Consider the following 20,054-nt stretch of genomic DNA (forward strand, 5'->3'; position numbering starts at 1 on the left):
GACCCATCTGCATACGTTGGAAACGTTTTTTTCGGAGTCGAAAAATGGCAAAAGGTAAATTCACCCGCACCAAGCCGCACGTGAACGTGGGCACGATCGGTCACGTCGACCACGGCAAGACCACGCTGACGGCTGCGATCGCAACGGTGCTGTCGTCGAAGTTCGGCGGCGAAGCCAAGGCCTACGACCAGATCGATGCTGCGCCTGAAGAAAAGGCCCGCGGCATCACGATCAACACCGCGCACGTCGAGTACGAAACGGCCAACCGCCACTACGCACACGTCGACTGCCCTGGTCACGCCGACTACGTGAAGAACATGATCACCGGCGCCGCCCAGATGGACGGCGCCATCCTGGTGTGCTCGGCCGCCGACGGCCCGATGCCCCAGACCCGTGAGCACATCCTGCTGGCTCGCCAGGTGGGTGTGGGCTACATCATCGTGTTCCTGAACAAGTGCGACATGGTCGACGACAAGGAACTGCTCGAGCTGGTCGAAATGGAAGTTCGCGAACTCCTCGACAAGTACGAATTCCCTGGCGACGACACCCCCATCATCCACGGCTCGGCCAAGCTGGCCCTGGAAGGCGACAAGGGTGAACTCGGCGAAGGCTCGATCATGAAGCTGGCCGAAGCCCTGGACACGTACATCCCGACGCCCGAGCGCGCCGTGGACGGCACGTTCCTGATGCCCGTGGAAGACGTGTTCTCGATCTCGGGTCGCGGCACCGTGGTGACCGGCGCCGTCGAGCGCGGCGTGATCAAGGTCGGTGAAGAAATCGAAATCGTGGGCATCCGCCCGACGGTCAAGACCACCTGCACCGGCGTGGAAATGTTCCGCAAGCTGCTGGATCAGGGTCAAGCCGGCGACAACGTGGGCGTGCTGCTGCGCGGCACGAAGCGCGAAGAAGTCGAGCGCGGCCAGGTGCTGTGCAAGCCCGGCTCGATCAAGCCGCACACGCACTTCACCGCCGAGGTGTACGTCCTGTCGAAGGACGAAGGCGGCCGTCACACGCCGTTCTTCAACAACTACCGTCCGCAGTTCTACTTCCGCACGACGGACGTGACCGGCGCGATCGAGCTGCCCAAGGACAAGGAAATGGTCATGCCCGGCGACAACGTCAGCATCACCGTGAAGCTGATCGCTCCGATCGCCATGGAAGAAGGCCTGCGCTTCGCTATCCGCGAAGGCGGCCGTACCGTGGGCTCGGGCGTCGTGGCGAAGATCCTCGACCTGTAAGCCGAACGCGAAGAGTACCGGAGGGGTATAGCTCAATTGGCAGAGCGTCGGTCTCCAAAACCGAAGGTTGTAGGTTCGATTCCTACTGCCCCTGCCACTTAGGTGGCACTCCGAAAAGCCCGTCGCGTCCCGACGGGCTTCGGCGTCTCAAGAGACGCATTGAATTGAAGGCCTTCGGGTCACAGGAAATCAGCCGAATATGGCCACTTCTCAAATCGAAACCGTGAGCACCGGCGCCGACAAGGCCAAACTGGCCGCGGCGGTGGTGTTGGCAGTGGGCGCCATCGTGGCGTTCTATCTGCTGGCGCGTCAGGGCTCGCTGGTGCAATGGGCTGCGCTGCTGGTCGGCCTGGCTGCGGCGGTGGCTGCCTTCGGCAGTTCGGAGAATGGTCGCCAGTTGTGGGCGTTCGGTCGTGATTCGTGGCGCGAGGTCAGGAAGGTCGTCTGGCCGACCCGCAAGGAAGCGATGCAGATGACGGCTTATGTGTTCGCCTTCGTGGCGATCATGTCCGTCTTCCTCTGGCTCACCGACAAGACGCTCGAATGGGTGTTTTTCGACCTCATTCTGGGCTGGAGAAAATAAATGATCGACGACGCAGTTGAAACCACGCCGAGCGCGCCGGAGGAAGAAAACACCTCCGTGCTGGCTCCTGCCGCCAACCCTGATCTGCGTTGGTACGTGGTGCATGCCTATTCGGGCATGGAAAAGGCCGTCGAGCGCAACATCACCGAGCGCATCAACCGCGCCGGCATGCAGGACAAGTTCGGCCGCATCCTGGTTCCGACCGAAGAGGTGGTTGAGATCAAGAACGGCCAGAAGCGCACCACCGAGCGTCGTTTCTTCCCCGGCTATGTGCTGGTCGAAATGATCATGGACGACGAAAGCTGGCACCTGGTGAAGCACACCAACAAGGTGACGGGCTTTGTGGGCGGCGCCAAGAACCGTCCGGCCCCGATCTCGCAGAAAGAGGTCGAGGACATCGTCAGCCAGATGCAGCAGGGCACCGAGAAGCCGCGCCACAAGATCGAATTCACCGTCGGCGAATTCGTGCGCGTCAAGGAAGGCCCGTTCACCGACTTCAACGGCACCGTCGAGGAAGTCAACTACGAGAAGAGCAAGGTCAGCGTGTCGGTCATGATCTTCGGCCGCGCGACGCCTGTGGAACTCGAATTCAGCCAGGTCGAAAAGACCTGAGCCCCGGACCGCGAGGTCCGAGCCATTCCCGGCTGCGCGTTGTCCGACTCGGCGCGCGGCTTTGATCGAAGAGTCGTTTAACCCCGGGGAGCCTCGGCCGCAAGCCAAGGCGATATCACCCGCAAGGAGCAAAAAGCATGGCGAAGAAAATCGTCGGCTTCATCAAGCTGCAAGTGCCAGCTGGTAAGGCCAACCCGTCCCCGCCGATCGGTCCCGCACTCGGTCAGCGCGGTCTGAACATCATGGAATTCTGCAAGGCGTTCAACGCGCAGACGCAGAGCTACGAGCCGGGTCTGGCACTGCCGGTGGTCATCACCGCTTTCGCCGACAAGAGCTTCACCTTCATCATCAAGTCGCCCCCGGCTGGCGTCCTGATCAAGAAGGCCATCAAGCTCGAAAAGGGTTCCGCACGTCCTCACACCGACAAGGTCGGCAAGATCACGCGCGCCCAGCTCGAAGAAATCGCAAAGACCAAGATGAAGGACCTGACCGCCGCCGACATGGACGCCGCGGTTCGCACCATCGCTGGTACGGCCCGTTCGATGGGCGTGAATGTGGAGGGCGTGTAAATGGCCAAGATCACCAAGAAGCAGAAGTCGCTCGAAGGCAAGGTCGACAGCACCAAGCTGTACCCGCTGGGTGACGCGATCAACATCGTCAAGGAAGCCGCTACCGCCAAGTTCGACGAGTCGATCGACGTGGCTGTTCAGCTCGGTATCGATGCGAAGAAGTCGGACCAGGTCGTGCGTGGCGCCGTCGTGCTGCCCAACGGCACCGGTAAGACCAAGCGCGTCGCCGTGTTCGCCCAGGGCGCCAAGGCTGAAGAAGCCAAGGCCGCCGGCGCCGACATCGTCGGCATGGACGACCTGGCTGCCATGGTCAAGGCTGGCGACATGCCTTTCGACGTCGTGATCGCTGCCCCTGACGCCATGCGCGTCGTCGGTACGCTCGGTCAGATCCTCGGCCCACGCGGCCTGATGCCGAACCCGAAGGTCGGTACCGTGACCCCGGACGTCGCCACGGCCGTGAAGAACGCCAAGGCTGGTCAGGTTCAGTTCCGCGTCGACAAGGCCGGCATCGTGCACGGCACGATCGGCCGCCGCTCGTTCGACAACGACAAGCTGCAAGGCAACCTCGCCGCGCTGATCGACGCTCTGGTCAAGGCCAAGCCGGCGACCAGCAAGGGCGTGTACCTGCGCAAGGTGGCTGTTTCGTCGACCATGGGTCTGGGTGTCCGCGTGGACACGCAAACCATCTCGGCGAGCTAAAGAGATTTGCTCCACCTCGCAAGGGTGGGGCGGATGTGGTGGGTCGCGGCGGCTTCGGTTGCCGCGGGCCATCCAAGACCGCTGGTGTGCAGGGTGCTGCACTTAAACGCCGGACCTCCCTGTTCGGTATCCAGCGCAGATGGCGATCCCGCTGCAAGGAATCAGAGTTTCGATTTTTGTTCCTGACAGTTGGTCGCTGCATGAAGCGCGATCCCAGGCTCCGGCCGAAGATCGCATTAAAAGGAGTAGACCTTGAGTCTGAATCGCAGTGAGAAAGAAGCGGTCATCAGTGATGTGACCAGCCTCGCCGCAAAAGCTCAAACGCTCGTGATGGCGGAATACCGTGGCATCACGGTGGCCGATATGACCAAACTGCGCAACGAAGCGCGCAGCAAGGGTGTGACCCTGAGTGTTCTGAAGAACACCCTGGCCCGCCGTGCTGTCGCTGGCAGCCCGTTTGAGATCGTCGGCGACCAGATGACCGGCCCGCTGATCTACGGCTTCTCCGAAGACGCTGTGGCCGCCGCCAAGGTGGTGGCCGATTTCGCGAAGACCAACGACAAGCTGGTCATTCGCGGCGGCGCCTTCGGTGGCAAGGCCCTGGATGTCGACGGCGTGAAGCAACTGGCCAACATTCCTTCGAAGGAAGTTCTGTTGTCGCAGCTGCTGGGCTTGATGCAATCCCCGATCTCTCGTACCGCCCGCGTGCTCGCGGCGCTGGCCGAGAAGCGCGGTGGTGGCGAAGCTGCGCCCGCCGAGGCACCGGCAGAAGCACAGGCAGCCTGAGCTGCTTGCGTTTGAAACATTCAACCCAATTGTTAGGAAACAAAAATGGCATTCGATAAAGACGCATTTCTGACCGCGCTCGACAGCATGACGGTCCTGGAACTCAACGACCTGGTGAAAGCCATCGAAGAGAAGTTCGGCGTGAGCGCCGCTGCAATGGCCGCTCCGGCTGCTGGTGGTGGCGGTGGCGCCGCTGCTGCCGTCGAAGAGAAGACCGAATTCAACGTCGTGCTGGTTGACGCCGGCGCGAACAAGGTTTCGGCGATCAAGGCAGTGCGCGAAATTACCGGCCTGGGCCTCAAGGAAGCCAAGGACCTGGTGGAAGCCGCTCCCAAGGCTGTCAAGGAAGGCCTGTCGAAGGCTGACGCTGACGCCGCCAAGAAGAAGCTGGAAGACGCCGGCGCCAAGGTGGAACTGAAGTAATTCAGACCCGCTAGAGGGCTGGAGGTGCCTGAAAAGGCCCTCCAGCCTTTGCCGCTTTCAGAGCGCACTCAAAAGCCGGCTCGTTGCCGGCTTTCCCGGAGACCCGAAGGGCCCCGGAAAAGCCAGAGCGAGATGTTTTTTGAGTGTCTTCTGACCCCGACTGCAGAAGACCCCTTGGTTCGGGCGATGTGCAACGCATCGCTGTCCGCCAACGGCTGGTAGTGGCCAGCCGCCAAGCAGTGGTGCCTCGGCATTGCTGACAAGTCGCTGAAGATCTCAAGCACCGGAGCTCTCATGGCCCAATCGTCCGCGTACAGTTACACCGAACGCAAGCGCATCCGAAAAAGTTTCGGCAATCGCGACAGCGTCGTCGAAATCCCCTACCTGCTGCAGATGCAGAAGGACGCATACACCGCGTTCCTGCAAGCCGGCATCCCCCCGAAACAACGCACCGTCGAAGGCCTGCAGGCCGCGTTCGACGCCGCCTTCCCGATCGTCTCGCACAACGGTTTCGTCGAGATGAAGTTCCTCGAGTACAACCTGGCGAAGCCGGCGTTCGACGTGCGCGAATGCCAGACCCGCGGCCTGACCTTCGCGTCGGCCGTGCGCGCCAAGGTGCAGCTCATCATCTATGACCGCGAGTCGTCGACCTCGCAGTCGAAGGTGGTCAAGGAAGTGAAGGAACAAGAGGTCTACATGGGCGAAGTGCCGCTCATGACGGACAAGGGTTCGTTCATCATCAACGGTACCGAGCGCGTGATCGTGTCGCAGCTGCACCGCTCGCCTGGCGTGTTCTTCGAGCACGACAAGGGCAAGACGCACAGCTCGGGCAAGCTGCTGTTCTCGGCCCGCGTGATCCCCTACCGCGGTTCGTGGCTCGACTTCGAGTTCGACCCGAAGGACATGCTGTACTTCCGCGTCGACCGTCGCCGCAAGATGCCGGTCACGATCCTGCTGAAGGCCATCGGCCTGAACCCGGAATCGATCCTCGCGAACTTCTTCGTGAACGACAACTTCCGCCTGATGGACAGCGGCGCGCAGATGGAGTTCGTCTCCGAGCGCCTGCGCGGCGAAGTCGCGCGCTTCGACATCACCGACAAGTCGGGCAAGGTCGTGGTCGCCAAGGACAAGCGCGTCACCGCGCGCCACACGCGTGAGCTCGAGCAGGGCGGCACCACGCACATCAGCGTGCCGGAAGACTTCCTGATCGGCCGCGTGATCGCCCGCAACATCGTCGACGCCGACTCCGGCGAAATCCTGGCCAAGGCCAACGACGAGCTGACCGAAGCGCTGCTGAAGAAGCTGCGCACGGCCGGCGTGCAGGACGTGCAGGTCATCTACACGAACGAACTCGACCAGGGCGCGTACATCTCGCAGACCCTGCGCATCGACGAGACCGTGGACGAGTTCGCCGCCCGCGTGGCCATCTACCGCATGATGCGCCCCGGCGAGCCGCCGACGGAAGACGCCGTGCAGGCCCTGTTCCAGCGCCTGTTCTACAACCCGGACACGTACGACCTGTCGCGCGTCGGCCGCATGAAGTTCAACGCCAAGGTCGGCCGCGACGAATCGACCGGCCCGATGGTGCTGACCAACGAAGACATCCTGGCCGTGGTCAAGATCCTCGTTGACCTGCGCAACGGCAACGGCGAAGTCGACGACATCGACCACCTGGGCAACCGTCGCGTGCGTTGCGTCGGCGAACTGGCCGAGAACCAGTACCGCACCGGCCTGGCTCGTATCGAGAAGGCCGTGAAGGAGCGTCTGGGCCAGGCGGAGCAAGAGCCGCTGATGCCGCACGACCTGATCAACAGCAAGCCGATCTCGGCCGCCCTGAAGGAATTCTTCGGCGCCTCGCAGCTGTCGCAGTTCATGGACCAGACGAACCCGCTGTCCGAAATCACCCACAAGCGCCGCGTGTCGGCCCTTGGCCCGGGCGGTCTGACGCGCGAACGTGCAGGCTTCGAAGTGCGCGACGTGCACGTGACCCACTACGGCCGCGTGTGCCCGATCGAAACGCCTGAAGGCCCGAACATCGGTCTGATCAACTCGCTGGCCCTGTACGCCCGCCTGAACGAATACGGCTTCATCGAGACGCCGTACCGTCGCGTGGTCGACAGCAAGGTCACCAACGAGATCGACTACCTGTCGGCCATCGAGGAAGGCAAGTACGTCATCGCCCAGGCCAACGCGGCCCTGGACAAGGACGGCGTGCTGACCGGCGACCTGGTCTCGGCGCGTGAAGCCGGCGAATCGATCCTGGTCGGTGCCGAACGCATCCAGTACATGGACGTGTCGCCCGCGCAGATCGTGTCGGTGGCCGCATCGCTCGTGCCGTTCCTCGAGCACGACGACGCGAACCGCGCGCTGATGGGCGCCAACATGCAGCGTCAGGCCGTGCCCGTGCTGCGCCCCGAAAAGCCGATGGTCGGTACCGGCATCGAGCGCGTTTCCGCGGTCGACTCCGGCACCGTGGTCACGGCCACCCGTGGCGGTATCGTCGACTATGTCGACGCGACCCGTGTCGTGGTGCGCGTGAACGACGCCGAAGCGGCTGCCGGTGAAGTCGGTGTGGACATCTACAACCTGATCAAGTATCAGCGTTCGAACCAGAACACCAACATCCACCAGCGTCCCATCGTCAAGCGCGGCGACAAGATCGCCAAGGGCGACGTGGTGGCCGACGGCGCATCGACCGACCTCGGCGAACTGGCTCTCGGCCAGAACATGCTGATCGCGTTCATGCCCTGGAACGGCTACAACTTCGAAGACTCGATCCTGATCTCGGAACGCGTCGTCGCCGAAGACCGCTACACCTCGATCCACATCGAGGAACTGGTGGTGATGGCTCGCGACACGAAGCTGGGCGCCGAAGAAATCACGCGCGACATCCCGAACCTGGCCGAGCAGCAGCTCAACCGCCTCGACGAGTCCGGCATCATCTATGTCGGCGCCGAAGTGCAGCCGGGCGACACGCTGGTGGGCAAGGTCACGCCGAAGGGCGAGACCACGCTGACGCCTGAAGAGAAGCTGCTTCGCGCCATCTTCGGCGAGAAGGCTTCCGACGTGAAGGACACCTCGCTGCGCGTGGACCAGGGCTCGCAAGGCACCGTGATCGACGTGCAGGTGTTCACCCGCGAAGGCATCCAGCGCGACAAGCGCGCCCAGCAGATCATCGACGACGAGCTCAAGCGCTTCCGCCTCGATCTGAACGACCAGCTGCGCATCGTCGAAGCCGACGCGTTCGACCGTATCGAGAAGCTGCTGACCGGCAAGGTCGCCAACGGCGGCCCGAACAAGCTGGCCAAGGGCACCAAGCTCGACAAGGCCTACCTGTCGTCGGTCGAGAAGTTCCACTGGTTCGACATCCGCCCGGCGGAAGACGAAGTGGCAACGCAGCTCGAGTCGATCAAGAACTCGCTGGAGCAGACGCGCCACAGCTTCGACCTCGCGTTCGAAGAAAAGCGCAAGAAGCTCACGCAGGGCGACGAGCTGCCTGCTGGCGTGCTCAAGATGGTCAAGGTGTACCTGGCCGTCAAGCGCCGCCTGCAACCCGGCGACAAGATGGCCGGCCGCCACGGCAACAAGGGTGTTGTGTCGAAGATCGTTCCGGTCGAAGACATGCCCCACATGGCCGACGGCACGCCGTGCGACATCTGCCTGAACCCGCTGGGCGTGCCCTCGCGGATGAACGTGGGCCAGGTTCTCGAAGTGCATCTGGGCTGGGCCGGCAAGGGCGTGGGCCAGCGCATCGGCGACCTGCTGCAGCAGGAGGCCAAGGTGGCCGAGCTGCGCAAGTTCATGGAGCAGCTGTACAACGGCTCGGGCCGCCAGGAGAACATCGCTTCGCTGAGCGACACCGAACTGCTCGAGATGGCTGCGAACCTGCAGAACGGCGCGACCTTCGCGACGCCTGTGTTCGACGGTGCCTCGGAAGAGGAAATCCGCGGCATGCTGAAGCTGGCCTATCCGGACGACATCGCCAAGGCCAAGGGCCTGACCGACAGCCGCACGCAGGCCTACCTGTTCGACGGCCGCACCGGCGACCAGTTCGAGCGTCCCGTCACCGTCGGCTACATGCACTTCCTGAAGCTGCATCACCTGGTGGACGACAAGATGCACGCCCGCTCGACCGGCCCGTACTCGCTGGTCACGCAGCAGCCCCTGGGCGGCAAGGCGCAGTTCGGCGGCCAGCGTTTCGGGGAAATGGAAGTGTGGGCGCTCGAAGCCTACGGCGCTTCCTACGTCCTGCAGGAAATGCTGACCGTGAAGTCCGACGACGTGCAAGGCCGTACCAAGGTGTACGAAAGCATCGTCAAGGGCGAGCACTCGATCGAAGCCGGCATGCCGGAATCGTTCAACGTGCTGGTCAAGGAAATCCGTTCGCTGGGTCTCGACATCGAGCTCGAGCGTTCCTAATTTGAAAAGGGAAAGAGTCTTATGAAATCGCTACTCGACCTGTTCAAGCAATTCACGCCTGATGAGCATTTCGATGCCATCAAGATCGGCATGGCTTCGCCCGAGAAGATCCGTTCGTGGTCCTTCGGCGAGGTGAAGAAGCCCGAGACGATCAACTACCGCACGTTCAAGCCCGAGCGCGACGGTCTCTTCTGCGCGAAGATCTTCGGCCCCATCAAGGACTACGAGTGCCTGTGCGGCAAGTACAAGCGCCTGAAGCACCGCGGCGTGATCTGCGAGAAGTGCGGCGTCGAAGTCACGCAGACCAAGGTGCGTCGCGAGCGCATGGGTCACATCGACCTGGCCGCGCCCTGCGCCCACATCTGGTTTCTGAAGTCGCTGCCGTCGCGCCTGGGCCTCGTGCTCGACATGACGCTGCGCGACATCGAGCGCGTGCTGTACTTCGAAGCCTACGTGATCACCGACCCCGGCATGACCCCGCTGAAGAAGTTCGGCATCATGTCCGAGGACGACTACGACGCGAAGCGCAAGGAATACGGTGACGAGTTTGTCGCCAAGATGGGCGCCGAAGGCATCAAGGACCTGCTGGAAGGCATCGAGCTCGACAGCGAGATCGAACGCCTGCGCGGCGACCTGACCGGCTCCGAAGTCAAGGTCAAGAAGAACTCCAAGCGCCTGAAGGTGCTGGAAGCCTTCCGCAAGTCGGGCATCAAGCCCGAGTGGATGGTGCTCGACGTGCTGCCCGTGCTGCCGCCGGACCTGCGTCCGCTGGTGCCGCTGGACGGCGGCCGCTTCGCGACCTCCGACCTGAACGACCTGTACCGCCGCGTCATCAACCGCAACTCGCGCCTGCGCCGCCTGCTGGAGCTGAAGGCTCCGGAAATCATCGCGCGCAACGAGAAGCGGATGCTGCAGGAGGCAGTCGACTCGCTGCTGGACAACGGCCGCCGCGGCAAGGCCATGACGGGCGCCAACAAGCGCGCGCTGAAGTCGCTGGCCGACATGATCAAGGGCAAGAGCGGTCGCTTCCGCCAGAACCTGCTGGGCAAGCGCGTCGACTACTCGGGCCGTTCGGTCATCGTGGTGGGCCCGACGCTCAAGCTGCATCAGTGCGGCCTGCCGAAGCTGATGGCGCTCGAACTGTTCAAGCCCTTCATCTTCTCGCGCCTCGAAGCCATGGGCATCGCGACCACGATCAAGGCTGCCAAGAAGGAAGTCGAATCGGGCACGCCGGTGGTCTGGGACATCCTGGAAGAGGTCATCAAGGAGCACCCGGTCATGCTGAACCGCGCTCCTACGCTGCACCGCCTGGGCATCCAGGCCTTCGAGCCGATCCTGATCGAAGGCAAGGCGATCCAGCTGCACCCGCTCGTCTGCGCGGCTTTCAACGCCGACTTCGACGGCGACCAGATGGCCGTCCACGTGCCGCTGTCGGTGGAAGCGCAGATGGAAGCTCGCACGCTGATGCTGGCCTCCAACAACGTGCTGTTCCCGGCTTCGGGCGAACCGTCGATCGTTCCTTCGCAGGACGTGGTGCTGGGTCTGTACTACACGACCCGCGACCGCATCAACGGCAAGGGCGAGGGCCTGGTCTTCTCCGACATCGGTGAAGTCCAGCGCGCGCTCGACGCCAACGAAGTCGAACTCACCGCCAAGGTGGCAGTGCGCATCACGGAGTACACCAAGAACAAGGAAACCGGCGAATTCACGCCGTCGACCTCGCTCGTGGACACCACCGTGGGCCGTGCGCTGCTGTCCGAGATCCTGCCGAAGGGCCTGCCGTTCTCGAACATCAACAAGGCGCTGAAGAAGAAGGAAATCTCCAAGCTCATCAACGTCTCGTTCCGCAAGTGCGGCCTGAAGGAAACCGTCGTCTTCGCAGACAAGCTGCTGCAGAACGGCTTCCGCCTGGCGACCAAGGCCGGCATCTCGATCGCCATCGACGACATGCTGGTGCCTTCGGAGAAGCACGGCATCATCGAGCGCTCGGCCAAGGAAGTGAAGGAGATCGAGCAGCAGTACGTCTCGGGTCTCGTGACCTCCGGCGAACGCTACAACAAGGTGGTGGACATCTGGGGCAAGGCCGGCGACGAAGTGTCGAAGGTGATGATGGCCAAGCTGTCGAAGCAGAAGGTCATCGACCGCAACGGCAAGGAAGTCGAGCAGGAGTCCTTCAACTCGATCTACATGATGGCCGACTCGGGCGCCCGCGGTTCCGCGGCCCAGATCCGCCAGGTGGCCGGCATGCGCGGCTTGATGGCCAAGCCTGACGGCTCGATCATCGAGACGCCCATTACCGCGAACTTCCGCGAAGGCCTGAACGTGCTGGAGTACTTCATCTCCACCCACGGTGCCCGTAAGGGTCTGGCCGACACGGCGCTGAAGACGGCGAACTCGGGCTACCTGACCCGTCGTCTGGTCGACGTGACGCAAGACCTGGTCGTGACCGAACAGGACTGCGGCACGCACGGCGGCTACCTGATGCGCGCCATCGTCGAAGGCGGTGAAGTCATCGAATCGCTGCGCGACCGTATCCTCGGCCGCACCGCAGCCGACGACGTGCTGCACCCCGAGAACCGCGCCGTGCTGCTGAAGGCCGGCGAGATGTTCGACGAGGACACCATCGAAGCGCTGGAAGCGCAAGGCGTCGACGAGGTCAAGGTCCGCACCGCGCTGACCTGCGAAACCCGCTTCGGCATCTGCGCGACCTGCTACGGCCGCGACCTGGGCCGCGGCGGCCTGATCAACATCGGCGAAGCCGTCGGTGTGATCGCCGCCCAGTCCATCGGCGAACCGGGCACGCAGCTGACGATGCGTACCTTCCACATCGGTGGTGCCGCTTCGCGCGCCGCCATCGCCTCGAGCGTGGAAGCCAAGTCGAACGGCTCGATCGGCTTCAACGCCACGATGCGCTACGTGACCAACAGCAAGGGCGAGTTGGTCGTGATTTCGCGTTCGGGTGAGATCGTCATTCATGACGAGCACGGCCGCGAGCGCGAGCGCCACAAGGTGCCGTACGGCGCTACCCTGACGGTCAAGGCCGACCAGCAGATCAAGGCTGGCCACGTGCTGGCCAACTGGGACCCGCTGACCCGCCCGATCATCACGGAATTCGCCGGCAAGACGCAGTTCGAAAACGTCGAGGAAGGCCTCACGGTCGCCAAGCAGGTGGACGAAGTGACCGGTCTGTCGACCCTGGTCGTGATCGACCCGAAGCGCCGCGGCGCCGCCAAGGTCGTTCGTCCGCAAGTGAAGCTCATCGACGCCTCCGGCGCCGAAGTGAAGATCCCGGGCACCGACCACTCGGTGACGATCGGCTTCCCGATCGGCGCCCTGGTGCAGGTGCGTGACGGCCAGGACGTGGGCCCCGGCGAAGTGCTGGCGCGTATTCCGGTCGAAGGCCAGAAGACCCGCGACATTACCGGCGGTCTGCCGCGCGTTGCCGAGCTGTTCGAAGCCCGCTCGCCGAAGGACAAGGGCATGCTGGCCGAAATGACCGGTACCGTGTCGTTCGGCAAGGAAACGAAGGGCAAGATCCGCCTGCAGATCACCGATCCGGAAGGCACGGTCTGGGAAGACCTCGTGCCGAAGGAAAAGAACATCCTGGTGCACGAAGGCCAGGTGGTGAACAAGGGCGAATCCGTGGTCGACGGCCCGGCGGACCCGCAGGACATCCTGCGCCTGCTGGGTTCGGAAGAACTGGCGCGCTACATCGTGGACGAAGTGCAGGACGTGTACCGCCTGCAGGGCGTGAAGATCAACGACAAGCACATCGAGGTGATCGTTCGCCAGATGCTGCGCCGCGTCGTGGTCGACAACCCCGGCGACACGAGCTACATCTCCGGCGAACAGGTCGAACGCAGCGAAATGCTCAACACTAACGACGCCCTGCGCGCCGAAGGCAAGATTCCCGCGACGTTCACCAACCTGCTGCTGGGTATCACGAAGGCATCGCTGTCGACCGACTCGTTCATCTCGGCTGCTTCGTTCCAGGAAACGACGCGCGTGCTGACCGAAGCCGCGATCATGGGCAAGCGCGACGAACTGCGCGGCCTGAAGGAAAACGTCATCGTCGGCCGCCTGATCCCCGCGGGCACCGGCATGGCGTACCACCAGGCACGCAAGGTGAAGGACGCCATGGACGAGGCCGAGCGCCGCGCCATCGCCGAATCGGAAGCAGCCGAACTGGCCGGTTCCGGTGAAGCCGATGCGGCTGCCAGCACGACGGAAGCCAGCGAAGGCGCTGCGACCGAATAACTGGTTAGCATCACCGGCCATGACCGGTACACCACGCCCCCCGACCGCCCCCGGTTGGGGGGCGTTTTTCTTTGTGTCTGCATGAGGAGGCGTTGTCGTCGATGAGCGTGTTGCCCGAATCGCTGGCCGGCTGGATCGTGGTCGCGGTCCTGCTGTTCTGGTTTGTCGGTGCCTACAACCGGCTGGTGCGCCTGCGCGCGGCCGTGCTGCAGGCCTATGGCCAGCTCGACGCGGCGCTGGGCAAGCAGCTGGATTTCGTGCAGGCCAGCATCGCGGCCGGCCCGCCGCCCGAAGCCGCGTCGACCGGCGAATCGCTGTCTTCCATCGCGCCGCTGCAGGCAGCGACCGCGCAGCTTGCGACGCTTCTGGGCGCGACCCGGCTGCATCCGCTGGACGCCGGCGGCATGGCCGCGCTGGCCACCGCGCTGCAGGTATGGGTCGGTGCCTGGCGGCGCCAGCATCCGGACGAGGTGACGGTGTTCGATGCCGACGGCACGCTGTCCCGGCCCGCGCAACTGCAGCCCGGGTCCGTAGCCGCGGTCGTTCCCGGTACCGCCGAGCCGATCGCCTGGCCCGAGCCCTCCGCCGCGGCGGAGATCGCGCGCAGCCAGTTCAACCAGGCGGTGGCGCTCTACAACGCTGCCATCGCCCAGTTCCCGGCGCTGCTTGTGGCATGGGCCGTGCGTCTGCGTCCGGCGGCGCCGCTGCTCTGAGCCTGGGCGGCGGTGCGCCGCCCGGGTCTTTCCTCTTTCCTTGTACGAAGTCCGGCTTTTGGCCGGACCGTTACCATCGTCCCCAACTTGTCAGAACTACCCTCCGACCCCTCCCGCAGAGGCCATGGCGACACGCCGCCCCTGCAACAACCTCCGCTCTGGCGCCAGTTGCAACTGACGGCGGCCGCGCTGGCGTCGATCCGCGCCGGCACCTCGGGCTCTGTGGCCTTCGATGCCGTCGAGCCTGCGCTGCGGCCCGGCGTGCAGTCGCTCGGCTTCCAGGTGCTGCGCTGGCTCGGCCGCGCCGAGGCGCTGCGCCGCCATCTGGCCAAGCGCACGCCGCCGCCCCTGCCCGACGCACTGCTGTGCACCGCGTTGGCGCTGGCGTGGGACGCCACGCATGCGCCCTACGAGCCCTTCACGCTGGTCGATCAGGCCGTCGAGGCCGCCAAGCGCAATCCCGCCACGCGGGCGCAGGCCAGCTTCATCAACGCCTGCCTGCGGCGCTTCCTGCGCGAGCGCGACGAGCTCGTGGCGGCGACCGACTCCGAACCGGTCGCGCAGTGGAACCATCCGCGCTGGTGGATCGAGCGCCTCAAGCGCGACCATCCGCGCGAGTGGCAGCGGGTGCTGGCCGCCGACAACGCGCAGGCGCCGATGACGCTGCGCGTCAACGTCCGCAAGACAACCGCCGCCTCCTATCTGACCGAGCTTGAAGCAGCCGGCCTGGGCGCGACGCGCGTGGGCCCCAGCGGCCTGCAACTGGCGCGCGCCCGTCCCGTGCAGCAGCTGCCCGGTTTTGCCGACGGAGCCTGCTCGGTGCAGGACGGAGCTGCGCAGATGGCCGCGCCGCTGCTGCTCGACGGCCTCCTGCCGGCGACGCCCGGCACTGCGGCGCCGTTGCGCGTGCTCGACGCCTGCGCCGCCCCCGGCGGCAAGACTGCGCACTTGCTCGAAATGGCCGGCCCAGGTGCTATCGATGTCACCGCGCTGGAAGTCGATGCCGTCCGCAGCCGCCGCATCGATGAGACCCTCGCCCGCCTCGGGCTCGAGGCCAAGGTGCTCGTCGCCGATGCCGGGCGGCCCGCCCAGTGGTGGGACGGCACGCCCTTCGACGCGATCCTGCTCGACGCGCCTTGCACGGCCTCGGGCATCGTGAGGCGCCACCCCGACGTGCGCTGGCTGCGCCGCGAGAGCGACACGGCCCAGCTCGCCGCCCAGCAGGCCGCGCTCCTGGAGGCTTTGTGGCCGCTGGTGCGGCCCGGCGGGCGACTTCTTTACTGCACTTGCTCCGTGTTTCGCGAAGAGGGTTCGCAACAAATTGATGCGTTTCTTGTACACAACACCAACGCACGATTGCTGCCATCGCCAGGCCATTTGCTGCCCCAAAGCGGGTCGAATGCCCGTGGCGTCCCGGACAATGCCTCTGGTGACCACGACGGCTTCTTCTACGCCCTGCTTGAAAAGCGTCCGCGTTGAGCGACGGCGCCGGCTGATCCTGTCGCTGCCCGTCCTGCTCTGGATCTGGGCGATGTGGATGGCCTTCATGCCGGCACCTGCTGCCGCCCAGGGGCGCTCCGGCGCCGCGATCACCCAGATGCGCCTTGAGCAGGCCGATGACGGCGTCTACTTCAGCGCCGCCGTGCAGTTCGAACTGCCCTCGCTCGTCGAGGAGGTGCTCGACAAGGGCATCGCCATCTACTTCGTGGCCGAGGCCGAGCTATTCCAGGAGCGCTGGTACTGGACCGACCGCAAGGTCGCGCAGGTCACGCGCCACATGCGCCTTGCCTACCAGCCGCTCACTCGGCGCTGGCGGCTCAATGTGTCGGCGGCGCCCATGACCGGTGCGGCCGGCCTGGGCATCTCGCTGAACCAGAACTTCGACACGCTGGGCGACGCGCTCGACGCCATCAAGCGCGTCGGTCGCCTGCGCATGGGCGACCTGGCCGAGATCGGCGACGACCCGCAGCACCAGGTCACCTTCCGCTTCAGGCTCGACACTTCGCAGCTGCCGCGCCCGTTCCAGATCGGCGTGGTCGGCCAGGCCGACTGGAACATCGCCGTCGAGCGGACGGCCAAGCTCCCGCTGGAGAAGCAGAAGTGAGCACTTCGGGGCGCAGCGGCTCGGCGGCCTCGTCCGCCGCGAGCCGCGCGCGGGCCAGGCGCTGGGCCATTGGCGTCGGCGCCGCGCTGGTCACGGCCATCGGCCTGGTGCTGATGTTCCTGCTGGCGCAGGCCACCAACAACCGCGCGCTGTACGAACGCTATTACGTGCGCCTCTTCGGCATCAACGTCGTGGTGGCGGTGCTGCTGGTGCTGGTGATCGGCTGGGTCGCCTTCCGCCTGCTGCGGCGGCTGCGGCAGGGCAAGTTCGGCAGCCGGCTGCTTATCAAGCTGGCGGCCATCTTCGCGCTGGTGGGGGTGGTGCCGGGCGCGCTGGTCTATGTGGTGTCCTATCAGTTCGTCGCGCGCTCGATCGAGAGCTGGTTCGACGTCAAGGTCGAAGGCGCGCTCGATGCCGGCCTGAACCTCGGCCGGGCCACGCTCGATTCGCTGTCCGACGATCTCGCCGTCAAGACGCGCGGCGCCAGCGCGCAACTGGCGCAGGTGCCCGATGCGAGCGCGGGCCTGGTGCTCGAGCGCATCCGCGACCAGCTCGAAGCCAGCGACGTGATCCTCTGGACCGGCTCCGGGCAACTTGTGGCCAGCGCCGGCACCTCGCGCTTCCAGCTCAACCCCGAGCGGCCGACAGCGCAGCAGTTCAAGCAGGTCCGTCCGGAGCGCGCCGTCGCGCATGTCGAAGGGCTGGACGAAACCGCCGTGCCGGGCGCGACGCCGCCGGCCGCGAGCGTGCGCGCGCTCGCGATGGTGCAAAGGCCCGGCTTCGACTTCGACACCGCGCCGCGCTATCTGCAGGTCACGCGGCCGCTGCCGCCGGCGGTGGTTGCCAATGCGCTGGCCGTGCAGGAAGCCAACCGCGAATACCAGGAGCGGGCGCTCGCGCGCGAAGGCCTGCGCCGCATGTACATCGGCACGCTCACCCTGAGCCTGTTCCTCGCCGTGTTCGGTGCGGTGCTGCTGGCCGTGCTCTTCGGCAACCAGCTCGCGCGGCCGCTGCTCGTGCTGGCCGACGGCGTGCGGCAGGTGGCGGCCGGCGACCTGCGGCCCACCGCCGTGCTGCAGGGCAAGGACGAACTGGGCGGCCTCACGCGCTCCTTCGCGGTCATGACACAGCAGCTGGCCGATGCCCGCGGCGCGGTCGAGAAGACCATGGGGCAGCTCGATGCCGCGCGCGCCAACCTGCAGACCATCCTGGACAACCTGACCTCGGGCGTGATCGTGCTCGACGCCAAGGGCACGGTGCTGTCCACCAATCCGGGCGCGACCCGCGTGCTGCGCGCGCCGCTCGCGGCCTACGAGGGCCGGCTGCTCATTGAAGTGCCGGGGCTGGCCGAGTTCGGCGCCAAGGTGCAGCAGCAGTTCGAGGATTTTCTCGTCGAGCGCATCCAGCACGGCCTCGACCACTGGCAGCACGCCTTCGAGCTGCATGCCTCGGGCGCCGATCTGCCGCAGCAGGACGGCGCCATCAACATCGTCGCGCGCGGCGCGGAGCTGCCCGGCGCTGCGCGGCTGCTGGTGTTCGACGACATCTCCGAGATCGTCTCGGCCCAGCGTGCGCAGGCATGGGGCGAGGTCGCGCGACGGCTCGCGCACGAGATCAAGAACCCGCTCACGCCGATCCAGCTCTCGGCCGAGCGGCTCGAGATGAAGCTCTCGGGCAAGGTCCAGCCGCCCGAGCAAGCCGTGCTCGTGAAGTCGGTGAAAACCATCGTCGACCAGGTCGATGCGATGAAGCGGCTGGTGAACGAATTCCGCGACTACGCGCGCCTGCCCGCGGCCGACCTCAAGCCCGTGGACCTGAACGCCTTGCTTGCCGACGTGCTGCAGCTCTACAGCGCGGAGAACCTGCCGATCACGCTGCGTTCCGAACTCGACGAGCGCTGCCCGCCCATCAGGGGCGATGCGCAGCAGATCCGCCAGGTCATACACAACCTGTTGCAAAACGCACAGGACGCCGCGGAGGCCGCCGCCACCGGTACGGGCAAGGTGGGCGAAGTCACCATCCGCACGCGGCTCGGCGACTCGGGGCAGCGCGTGCGCCTGACCGTGCAGGACAGCGGCCCGGGCTTTGCAGAGAACATCCTGAAGCGCGCCTTCGAGCCCTACGTCACCACGAAAACAAAAGGTACTGGTTTGGGCCTCGCGGTCGTCAAGAAGATCGCCGACGAGCACGGCGCGCGCATCGAGCTTTCGAATCGCGTCGTCGATGGGGCTGTAGCAGGGGCACAAGTCTCGCTATCATTCGCGCTGGCAAGCGAGCCGCGGGCAGCGGCCGCTCACACCGAAGATTCGTCGAAGTCTTCCGCCGCCTGAGCCGCACGAATGTCCGTCGCACAGGCGATGGATGGGCCAGAGGACTCAACATACCATTGCGGACACCAGCGCACACAACAAGCAGCACTCATGGCAAACATTCTCGTGGTCGATGACGAGCTGGGCATCCGGGACCTGCTCTTCGAAATTCTCAATGACGAGGGCCACAACGTGGAACTCGCGGAGAACGCGGCCGAAGCCCGCGCTGCACGCCAGCGCGCACGCCCCGATCTCGTGCTGCTCGACATCTGGATGCCCGACACCGACGGCGTCACGCTGCTCAAGGAGTGGTCCACAGCGGGCCTTCTGAGCATGCCCGTCATCATGATGAGCGGCCACGCCACCATCGACACCGCGGTCGACGCCACGCGCATCGGCGCATTCGCCTTTCTCGAAAAGCCCATCACCATGCAGAAGCTGCTCAAGGCAGTGGAGCAGGGACTGGCCCGCGAAAGCGCGCGCCGCGCGGCAGCGGGAGTGGTGCCCGCGCCGGTCACCGGCAGCCAGGCCACCGCCATCACGACGACAGGCGACAGCCTGCTGATGGCGTCGCTGGCTTCGGTGCCCGTGGCCGACACCGGCCCGCAATCGACGCAGAGCTTCGACCTCGACCGCCCGCTGCGCGACGCGCGCGACGGCTTCGAGAAGGCGTACTTCGAGTTCCACCTGGCGATGGAGAACGGCTCCATGACCCGCGTCGCCGAGAAAACCGGCCTCGAACGCACCCATCTCTACAGAAAGCTCAAACAACTTGGCGTCGATCTTTCAAGAGGGCGCAGAAGCGCTGTATAATTTGAGGCTGCACACAGCAACGGCCCGGTAGCTCAGTTGGTAGAGCAGCGGATTGAAAATCCGCGTGTCGGTGGTTCGATTCCGCCCCAGGCCACCATATTCAGCAAGGCGCTACAGCTATCAAGGTTGTAGCGCCTTTTGCTTTCTATCCCCACTGTGGGATTTCAGCTCAGTCCACATGCAACTCCGGCGGTCCGCCGTACTAGGCTTGTATTACGCCGTGTCGCGCGCCCACTGATCGTTGCAAAACTGTCGTCCGTATAGGGCGCCATCCTAGGAGCAAGCATGCTTCCGACTGTCGATTTAGGACAGTGTGACGCGGAAGTTCGATGCGACGTGCGCCAGCTAGCTCCAAATTCGGCCTTCAAGGTGATCACTTTGCGCTGAGGTCCTTGCCCGTTGAGCGACGTGATAAACGTGGTGAGGGTTTCTGGCTCTAGCGCGTTAGTGCGTGGCATTGAAGATTGCACTTCACCTGCCTGCACAGATTCATATCAATATCCCTGTGCTCGGTCGCCATGGTCCTCAG

The 20,054-nt window shown here is 64.8% G+C and carries 14 protein-coding genes and 2 tRNA genes; all 16 read left to right on the forward strand.

Translation table 11 applies throughout. From position 1 onward, the window contains the following. Nucleotides 1-44 precede the first annotated feature (44 nt). The 16 genes from tuf (at nt 45) to SFB74_RS03995 (ending at nt 19,622) form a co-directional block, all read left to right on the forward strand. Nucleotides 45-1,238, forward strand: a complete 1,194-nt coding sequence (tuf, locus tag SFB74_RS03920) for an elongation factor Tu (protein WP_093210122.1) — start codon at nt 45-47, stop codon at nt 1,236-1,238. A gap of 21 nt (nt 1,239-1,259) precedes the next feature. Further along, nucleotides 1,260-1,335, forward strand: a tRNA-Trp gene (locus tag SFB74_RS03925). A gap of 102 nt (nt 1,336-1,437) precedes the next feature. After that, nucleotides 1,438-1,821 carry a preprotein translocase subunit SecE gene (secE, locus tag SFB74_RS03930; protein WP_019658339.1) on the forward strand — a complete coding sequence of 128 codons (384 nt, stop codon included), beginning with the start codon at nt 1,438-1,440 and terminating at the stop codon, nt 1,819-1,821. After that, nucleotides 1,822-2,433 carry a transcription termination/antitermination protein NusG gene (gene nusG, locus SFB74_RS03935; RefSeq protein WP_093206992.1) on the forward strand — a complete coding sequence of 204 codons (612 nt, stop codon included), beginning with the start codon at nt 1,822-1,824 and terminating at the stop codon, nt 2,431-2,433. Between the two features lie 137 nt (nt 2,434-2,570). Continuing rightward, a complete protein-coding gene (rplK, locus tag SFB74_RS03940) occupies nt 2,571-3,002 on the forward strand; it encodes a 50S ribosomal protein L11 (protein WP_093206996.1) in 432 nt (143 codons plus the stop codon). Then, nucleotides 3,003-3,701: a 50S ribosomal protein L1 gene (gene rplA, locus SFB74_RS03945; protein WP_432729383.1), complete on the forward strand. Its 699-nt coding sequence runs from the start codon at nt 3,003-3,005 to the stop codon at nt 3,699-3,701. It begins immediately after the preceding gene. A 252-nt stretch (nt 3,702-3,953) separates the two neighbouring features. Further along, complete coding sequence (gene rplJ, locus SFB74_RS03950) at nt 3,954-4,487, forward strand: 50S ribosomal protein L10 (protein WP_432729385.1); 534 nt, start codon at nt 3,954-3,956, stop codon at nt 4,485-4,487. 45 nt (nt 4,488-4,532) lie between these two features. Next, complete coding sequence (gene rplL, locus SFB74_RS03955) at nt 4,533-4,910, forward strand: 50S ribosomal protein L7/L12 (RefSeq protein WP_432729387.1); 378 nt, start codon at nt 4,533-4,535, stop codon at nt 4,908-4,910. 294 nt (nt 4,911-5,204) lie between these two features. After that, nucleotides 5,205-9,329, forward strand: coding sequence for a DNA-directed RNA polymerase subunit beta (rpoB, locus tag SFB74_RS03960; protein ID WP_125952982.1), 4,125 nt, complete (start codon nt 5,205-5,207; stop codon nt 9,327-9,329). A gap of 21 nt (nt 9,330-9,350) precedes the next feature. Then, nucleotides 9,351-13,586: a DNA-directed RNA polymerase subunit beta' gene (gene rpoC, locus SFB74_RS03965; protein ID WP_432729388.1), complete on the forward strand. Its 4,236-nt coding sequence runs from the start codon at nt 9,351-9,353 to the stop codon at nt 13,584-13,586. 101 nt (nt 13,587-13,687) lie between these two features. Beyond that, nucleotides 13,688-14,299 (forward strand): lema family protein, encoded by a 612-nt coding sequence (locus SFB74_RS03970; protein ID WP_432729389.1) that lies wholly within the window; start codon nt 13,688-13,690, stop codon nt 14,297-14,299. An 87-nt stretch (nt 14,300-14,386) separates the two neighbouring features. Then, entirely contained in the window at nt 14,387-15,778 is a 1,392-nt protein-coding gene (gene rsmB, locus SFB74_RS03975) for a 16S rRNA (cytosine(967)-C(5))-methyltransferase RsmB (protein ID WP_432729391.1), read from the forward strand. After that, nucleotides 15,759-16,403, forward strand: a complete 645-nt coding sequence (locus SFB74_RS03980; protein WP_432729392.1) for a DUF4390 domain-containing protein — start codon at nt 15,759-15,761, stop codon at nt 16,401-16,403. Before rsmB ends, SFB74_RS03980 begins: the two co-directional genes overlap by 20 nt. Beyond that, entirely contained in the window at nt 16,400-18,733 is a 2,334-nt protein-coding gene (locus SFB74_RS03985) for an ATP-binding protein (RefSeq protein ID WP_432729393.1), read from the forward strand. The genes SFB74_RS03980 and SFB74_RS03985 overlap by 4 nt, the downstream gene beginning before the upstream one ends. Nucleotides 18,734-18,823: 90 nt before the next feature. After that, nucleotides 18,824-19,525 (forward strand): response regulator, encoded by a 702-nt coding sequence (locus SFB74_RS03990; RefSeq protein WP_125952987.1) that lies wholly within the window; start codon nt 18,824-18,826, stop codon nt 19,523-19,525. Between the two features lie 21 nt (nt 19,526-19,546). Beyond that, nucleotides 19,547-19,622, forward strand: a tRNA-Phe gene (locus SFB74_RS03995). The last annotated feature ends 432 nt before the right edge of the window (nt 19,623-20,054 follow it).

Origin of the sequence: Variovorax xiamenensis (assembly GCF_050916385.1) — a bacterium.
In the GTDB taxonomy this organism is placed as follows: Bacteria; Pseudomonadota; Gammaproteobacteria; order Burkholderiales; family Burkholderiaceae_C; genus Variovorax.